At 78.5% G+C, this 6,749-nt stretch carries 5 protein-coding genes; 2 read left to right on the top strand and 3 right to left on the bottom strand.

The features are described 5' to 3' along the window. The coding region (locus ACWEQL_RS39810) for an NPCBM/NEW2 domain-containing protein (RefSeq protein ID WP_452156077.1) at nt 1–610 on the top strand (610 nt) is incomplete at its 5' end. 63 nt (nt 611–673) lie between these two features. Here ACWEQL_RS39810 and ACWEQL_RS39815 read toward each other — a convergent pair. The 3 genes from ACWEQL_RS39815 to ACWEQL_RS39825 form a co-directional block, all read right to left on the bottom strand. Beyond that, nucleotides 674–1,378 carry a DsbA family oxidoreductase gene (locus ACWEQL_RS39815; protein WP_452156079.1) on the bottom strand — a complete coding sequence of 235 codons (705 nt, stop codon included), beginning with the start codon at nt 1,376–1,378 and terminating at the stop codon, nt 674–676. 179 nt (nt 1,379–1,557) lie between these two features. Next, nucleotides 1,558–2,076: a universal stress protein gene (locus ACWEQL_RS39820; protein WP_452156082.1), complete on the bottom strand. Its 519-nt coding sequence runs from the start codon at nt 2,074–2,076 to the stop codon at nt 1,558–1,560. A gap of 155 nt (nt 2,077–2,231) precedes the next feature. Next, on the bottom strand, nt 2,232–4,532 hold the full coding sequence (locus ACWEQL_RS39825) for an asparagine synthase-related protein (RefSeq protein WP_452156084.1): 2,301 nt from the start codon (nt 4,530–4,532) through the stop codon (nt 2,232–2,234). A gap of 736 nt (nt 4,533–5,268) precedes the next feature. On the opposite strand from ACWEQL_RS39825, the gene ACWEQL_RS39830 reads away from it, so the two are divergent. Then, entirely contained in the window at nt 5,269–6,693 is a 1,425-nt protein-coding gene (locus ACWEQL_RS39830) for an MFS transporter (RefSeq protein WP_452156086.1), read from the top strand. The last annotated feature ends 56 nt before the right edge of the window (nt 6,694–6,749 follow it).

Consider the following 6,749-nt stretch of genomic DNA (forward strand, 5'->3'; position numbering starts at 1 on the left):
CTCGCCGACGCCCACCCCGGCGCCGGCCTCCCCGCGGCCGAGTCCGCCGCCGGTCGTGCCGGCCCCGCCCGTGGTGCCGACGCCGACGCCGCCGGCGCCGGTGCCGACCCCGACCGCGCAGCCGCCGCTGCCCACGCCGACCGTCACACCGCCGCAGCCGCCGGTCACCGACTTCTGGGTCGACGACCTGCCGGTGATCAGGCCGGGCCACCGGGTGCCGCCGCCCGGGCCGGGCATCCGGCAGAAGGAGAGCGACTGGTTCTGGCAGCGCGGCAGTGTGCGGATCGCCGGGCGCCACCACCCGCACGGCATCACCGTGCATGCGCCGGCCACCACCGTCGTCGAACTCGGCAGGGACTGCACGTCCTTCGACGCGGTGGCCGGGGTCGACGACCTGTCGGGCTCGCACGGCGAGGTGGTCTTCACCGTGCAGGGCGGGGACGGCCGGGTCCTGTGGCGCTCCCCCGGCCTGGGCGCGGGCGACCCGCCGGTGCCGGTGCACGTGCCGCTGGCCGGTCAGCGGCAGGTCCGGCTGGTGGTCAGCCCGGCGCCCGGATACTGGTCGGTGCCCGGTCTGGCGGACTGGGCCGAGGCCCGCTTCCGCTGCTGACCCGGCGGCCTCCGCGGTGCCGGAGGCCGCCGGGAGCGCCTCGGGCACCGGGGGCACCCGGGGTCAGATCGCGCAGGACCCGTCGGCGCAGGAGTCGGCGGCCGGGGCGGCCGGCACCGGGGCGGGGCGGCGCTCGCCGATCTCCTCGGCGACCTGCTCCAGCACCCGGCGGAAGGTCTCGGCCTCCTGCCCGCCCTGGACCGCCCACCTGCCCTCGAAGACGAAGGTCGGCACGGCCGTGATGCCCAGCGAACGGGCCTCGGCCAGCTGTGCCCGCACCTCGGCGGCCCCCTCGTCGCCCGCCAGGTAGTCCGCCACCCGGTCGCGGTCCAGCCCGGCGGCCACCGCGACCTCGGTGAGCTGCCCGCGGTCGCCGACGTCGACGCCGTCGGTGAAGTGCGCCTTCAGCAGCGCCTCCTTGAGCGCGCCCTGCACGGCCGCGCCGTACTCGCTCTCCGCCAGGTGCAGCAGCCGGTGGCCGAGGAAGGTGTTGGCGTGCAGCGCCTTGTCGAAGTCGTAGGTCAGGCCCTCGGCCCGGCCCAGCTCGGTCACCCGGGCGTCCATGGCCACGGACTGCGGCCCGTAGCGCTCCGCCAGCCAGGCGCGGTGCGGGCTCGCCGTCCCGGGCGCGTCCGGCACCAGCTGGTACGGCCGGTAGACCACCTCGACGTCCTCCTGCCCGGCGAAGCCCTCCAGGGCCTGCTCGAACCGGCGCTTGCCGATCCAGCACCAGGGGCAGGCGATGTCGGAGTAGATCTCGACCTTCATGACGGGGGTCTCCAGGGGGTGGGGAGGACGGTCTTCGAGATGGGTGAACGGTGAACCACCTCGCCCCATTCCTCCCGGCCCCCGGCTGTGACCAGGGCCTCGGGGCGGGTCGGGGCCTCAGGGCAGGTCAGGGTCTCGGGGCGGGCCCGGGCCCGCCCCGCCCGGAGGTTCGCCGGCGCTCAGACCTGCGGGGGCGCCGGGACGACCAGGACCGGGCAGGGCGCGTGGTGGACGGCCGCCGTGGTCACCGAGCCGAGCAGCAACCGGGCGAAGCCGCCGTTGCCCCGGGTGCCGAGGACCAGGGTGTGCTGGCGGGCCGAGGAGGCCAGCAGCACCTCGATCACATTGCCCAGCACGACGTGCAGTGACAGCTCCCCCGCGTACGGCCGCAGCCGGGCCCGCTGCACCGCGGCCACCGCGCGCCGCAGGCCGTCCGCCATGCTCTCGACCAGCGTCTCGACGCTCTCCTGCACCAGCTCGGCCATACCGGGCGGGTAGCCGGCCGGGGACGGGTTGACCACCGCCAGGACGTACAGCGGCAGGCCGAACAGCTCGGCCTCGGTCATCGCCCGGTCCAGCGCCCAGAGCGCGCCGTCCGAGCCGTCGCAGGCGGCCAGCACCCCCGGCGGCCGTCCGGCCGGCGGCTCCCCGAGCACCGGCAGGACGGGGACGGCGGGATCGGGGCTGGCACTGGGCACCAGGGGCTCCTCACGGCGGCGGTACGGGACGAGCGCCATGTTGCCGCCCCGCCCGGTGGCGGGCGGGCGGGGCACGCCGGGCCGCGCGGGGCGGCTCGGCGGCCCGGTCGGCGGCGGGACCGGCGGCGGGGTCGGCGATGGGCTCGGCGGTCGGGTCAGGCGAAGTACGGGGCGGCCAGGGCCGCGCGTTCGGGCAGCGGGAGGCCGGTCCAGCAGGCGCCGTGGCGGCGGGCGCGGACCCGGCGCAGCCACAGCTCGGTGGAGACCAGGTCGGCGAGGCCCGCGAGTTCGGCCGGCGGCAGCGCGGCGTCCGCGCGGGCCGCGCGGGCCAGGGCGGTGCGGACGGCGGGCAGGTCGATCAGCCCGGCCTCGGCGAGCAGTGGGGCGTCGAAGAGTTCGGCGAGTCCGTCGGCGGCGAGCCGCAGGCCCGCGCGGGCCGGCGCGGTGCGGTCGGGGCGCGGGGTGCGGCCCCAGTCGGGCGGCAGGTCGGTGCGGCCGGCGCCGGTGAGGACGGCCCGCAGCAGGGCGGGCCGGGCGCCGGGCTGGAGGCGGATCTCGTCGGGCAGCAGCCGGGCCGCGCGGATCACCTGGTTGTCCAGGAACGGTGCGTGCAGCCGCTGGCCGGGCTGCTCGGCGAGGTGGGTCAGCGTGCGGAAGGCGGCCGCGTGCCGGTGGAGGGCGTACCGGGCGCGCCGCGCGCCGGGGTTCTCGGCGGGCGCCGGTTCGCGCGCCGCCAGCCGCAGCCGCAGGGCGACCGCCGACAGCGCCTCGTCGGAGAGCCAGCGGGCGGCCGGGCCCGGTACGCACCAGGCCAGGTCCCCCGCCGAGCGGGAGCCGGCGGTGGCGCCGCCGTCCCCGCCGCGGCGCAGGGTCAGCCGGACGGCGGCGTCCTCCAGCGCGTCGGCGTACCGGGCCCGGGAGAGCCGGTGGGCGGCGCGCAGCACGGTGAGCGGGGTGCGCAGCGCGCCCGTGAGCACGCCCGCGGCGGCACGGTCGGCGCCGGCCAGCGCGGCGACCGGGGGCAGCAGTTCGCGGGTGCGGCCGGTCCGGACGAGGTCGGCGAGCCGGGCCGGGTGGCCGTCCAGCACCTGGCGGGCGCCGTGGCCGGTGAGGTGGTCGGTGCCGCCGGCGCTGAGGCGGGCCTCGGCGCGGACGGCGGCGACCAGCTCCGGGCCGGGTTCGTCGGTGAGCCGGCCGCCGGGGACGTCGGCGGCGAGTCCGGCGTACGGGAGGGTGGCGGGGTCGTCGGCGAGCAGGGTGTGGCGCAGCCGGGGGCTGTCGAGCGCCAGGGTGGCGGCGCCCTCGCTCTCGCGCTGGGTGACGGCGGCCAGCGGCTCGGGCTCGTTCGGTCCGCGGGCGGGGCCGCGGGCCCAGGAGCCCTTGACGGCGCCGGTCCGCGGTCCGCCGGCCGGGCCGGTGGTGGCGGGGGTGCGGGCCGGGAGGGTGACGGGGCCGATCGGGACGGCGGCGGCGAGCAGCGCGACGGTGGCCGAGCCGGTCCCGTACGAGAGGTCGGCGCCGAGCCGGGCCCGTCCGGCGGTGGTGGCGGCGGTGGCCGGCGCGGTGGTGCGGACCCGGGAGCGGACGGACTCCAGCAGCGCGCGGGTGAGTTCGCGGACGGCGGGGGCCTCGCCGCGGCCCTGGACCTGACCGGCGGGCTCGTCGTACGGGGAGGTGTACGGGCGGCCGTCGCGGATGCCCAGGCTGTGGCCGGGCGGCACCCGCCGGACGCCGAGGTACGGGGTGGAGGTGCCGAGCGCCTCGGGGGACTCCGGGCAGGCGAGCCGGGCGGCCAGGTGGCCGGTGTCGACGGGGGCGCCGACCAGGTCGGCGAGCGGGAGCGCGGCGGTGGCGTAGGCGGTGCCGCCGGCCCAGGGGACGTGGAAGACGGGCTGGGCGCCGGCCAGGTCGGTGAGCAGCACGGTGCTGCGGGTGCCGGTGCGCAGCACGACGGTGTAGCTGCCGGGCCAGTGGGTCAGGTGGCGGACGGCTCCGCCGCGGGCGGCGGCCAGACCGGCGACGAGTTCGGCGTCGGTGGCGGCGCAGTGGCCGAGGACGGCGAGCCGGGTGGTCGCGGGGGTGTCCTCGGCGGGGTGCGGACCGGTGGGCCGTGGATCGGTGGGACGCGGGCGCGAGGGGCGCGGATCCGTGGGGCGCCGGCCCGCGCGGTGCAAGTCCGTGGGTCCGGATCCGGCCTGGTCCGGTCCAAGTCCCCTTCCGTCACTCGCGTTCGCGGTGCCGGGGGGCTCGAAGGGCCCGGTGGTGACCACGGCCGGGGCTCCGGGGCGCAGGGTGACCAGCCGGATCTCCTCGGGTCGCCAGTCACCGACCGCCCAGAGCGGGTTGGGGCCGGTCCACAGGGCGCGCGCGGCGATCGGCGTGACGGCGCTCGGCGCGTCGTGCGCCGGCGCGCCCGCTCCGGACGCGCCCCCGCTCCAGCCAGTGAGCCACCGCATCGCGCCTCCCGCGGTCGAGGACCCGAGCGCCCTCGCGGCGGCACCGCACCGGCTGCCCGCCCGCCGCGATCCGGCGCACCGTCAGGAGACATCGTGCCACTGGTTTCCCTCCAGGTGACCGGAGTTGACCATGCCGGCCGCTCCCGTGGGCGCGCCGGCCGTGCCGCGGGGGCCGCGAAGGCCGGGCACGGGGGCGGAGGGGCGGCGGATCGGGGGGCGCGGGAGGCGGGCGGGCGGACCGCGGCACCGGAGCCGGGGGTTCCGGGCCCTCCCCTCCACGGCCCGGAACACCCCTGCGTCGCCGTTGACATGGCCATCGCGAGATGGCCGAAAGGCGTCGCCGGCCCGGGAGGGCATCCGCATGCCCTCCCGGACTCCACCACCGCCCGCGGGGATTGAGGCGGCGGCATCCCCTGGCCCGCCGGGTCCTCGACGGCGGGCCGACCCACGACCACCAGCGAATCGCCGACCAGCCGGTCGGGCCAGGGGGCACGGCCGGGCGCACATCGACACGGGACCGGAGCACGACGCTCCGGCGCACGGGCACCCCGCCCCGCACGCCGGGCCCCGGGGGTCCGACCGCGACCGGCCCCGGCGGCGGCCGGGTGCGCGATCCCGCCATCCGGAATGCGGCCTCTTAACCCTCGGAACGCGTCCGACTACTCTAGGTACTGCAGCTTCGGCCCGGTGCCGCCCGGGCCCCGCGCACAAGGCCGCAGGAGGTGCCGCCGCCACCATGACCGTCAGCCCACGTGGACCGAACGAACGGCTCGGCACGCTCCTGACCCTCGCCCAGATCAGCAACGCCGGCCTGGCCCGCCGGGTCAACGACCTCGGTGCGCAGCGCGGGTTGACGCTCCGCTACGACAAGACCTCGGTGGCCCGCTGGGTCAGCAAGGGCATGGTCCCGCAGGGCCCGGTCCCGCACCTGATCGCCACCGCGATCGGCGGCAAGCTCGGCCGGCCGGTGCCGCTGGAGGAGATCGGCCTCGGCGACACCGACCCCGCCCCCGAACTCGGGCTGGCCTTCCCCCGCGAGGTCTCCGAGGCGGTCCGCTCCGCCACCGACCTCTGGCGGGTCGACCTCGACCTGCGCCGCGGCCCCGGCGGCGGGCGCTGGAGCGACAGCCTGGCCGGCACCTTCTCGGTCTCCGCGTACGCGACGCCGGTCTCGCGCTGGCTGATCACCCCGGCGGACGGCTCGGTGGCCCGCGAGCTGCCGCGCGCCGCCGACCCCGGCTCGTACCGGGTGGGCCACTCGGACGCCGCCAAGCTCCGCGAGGCCGCCCAGGAGGCCCGCCGCTGGGACTCCAAGTACGGCGGCGGGGACTGGCGTTCGTCGATGGTGCCGGAGTGCCTGCGGGTGGAGGCGGCGCCGCTGCTGCTCGCCTCGTACAGCGACGCGGTGGGCCGGGCGCTGTTCGGGGCTACCGCCGAACTCACCAGGCTGGCCGGGTGGATGGCCTTCGACACCGGTCAGCACGAGGCCGCCCAGCGCTACTACATCCAGGCGCTGCGGCTGGCCCGGGCGGCGGCCGACGTACCGCTCGGCGGGTACGTGCTGGCCTCGATGAGCCTGCAGGCCGGCTACCGGGGCTTCGCCGAGGAGGCGGTGGACCTGGCGCAGGCCGCCCTGGAGCGCAACCGGGGGCTGGCCACCGCCCGCACCATGAGCTTCTTCCACCTGGTGGAGGCCCGGGCCCAGGCGAAGGCCCGCAACGCGGCGGCGTGCGCGACGGCGCTCGGCGCCGCGGAGAGCGCACTCGAACGGGCACGCGCCGGGGATCCCGATCCGGCGTGGATCGACTTCTACGCCTACGACCGGCTCGCCGCCGACGCCGCCGAGTGCTTCCGCGACCTCGGGGTGCCCTCCAAGGTCCGGCAGTTCACCCGGGAGGCGCTGGCCCGGCCCACCGAGGGCTTCGTCCGCTCGCACGGGCTGCGGCTGGTGGTCTCCGCGATGGCCGAGGCCGAGGCCGGCAACCTGGACGCCGCGGTGGCGGCCGGGGAGCGCGCGGTCGAGGTGGCCGGGCGGATCTCCTCCCAGCGCAGCCGCGAGTACGTGGTGGAGATGCTGCGCCGGCTGGAGCCCTTCCAGGGCGAGCGGCGGGTCCGGGAGCTGACCGAACGGGCCCGCGCGGTGATCGTCGCCCCGGCCTGAGCCACCCCGGCCCGCCCGGCCTGAGCCCCCGGGCCCGCCGGGGCACCCGGCCCCGG

Source organism: Kitasatospora sp. NPDC004240, assembly GCF_053603215.1.

Coding starts and splice junctions, on each gene's coding strand:
- ACWEQL_RS39815 (WP_452156079.1), bottom strand. CDS start 1,378: ATGAAGGTCGAGATCTACTCCGACATCGCCTGCCCCTGGTGCTGGATC.
- ACWEQL_RS39825 (WP_452156084.1), bottom strand. CDS start 4,532: ATGCGGTGGCTCACTGGCTGGAGCGGGGGCGCGTCCGGAGCGGGCGCG.
- ACWEQL_RS39830 (WP_452156086.1), top strand. CDS start 5,269: ATGACCGTCAGCCCACGTGGACCGAACGAACGGCTCGGCACGCTCCTG.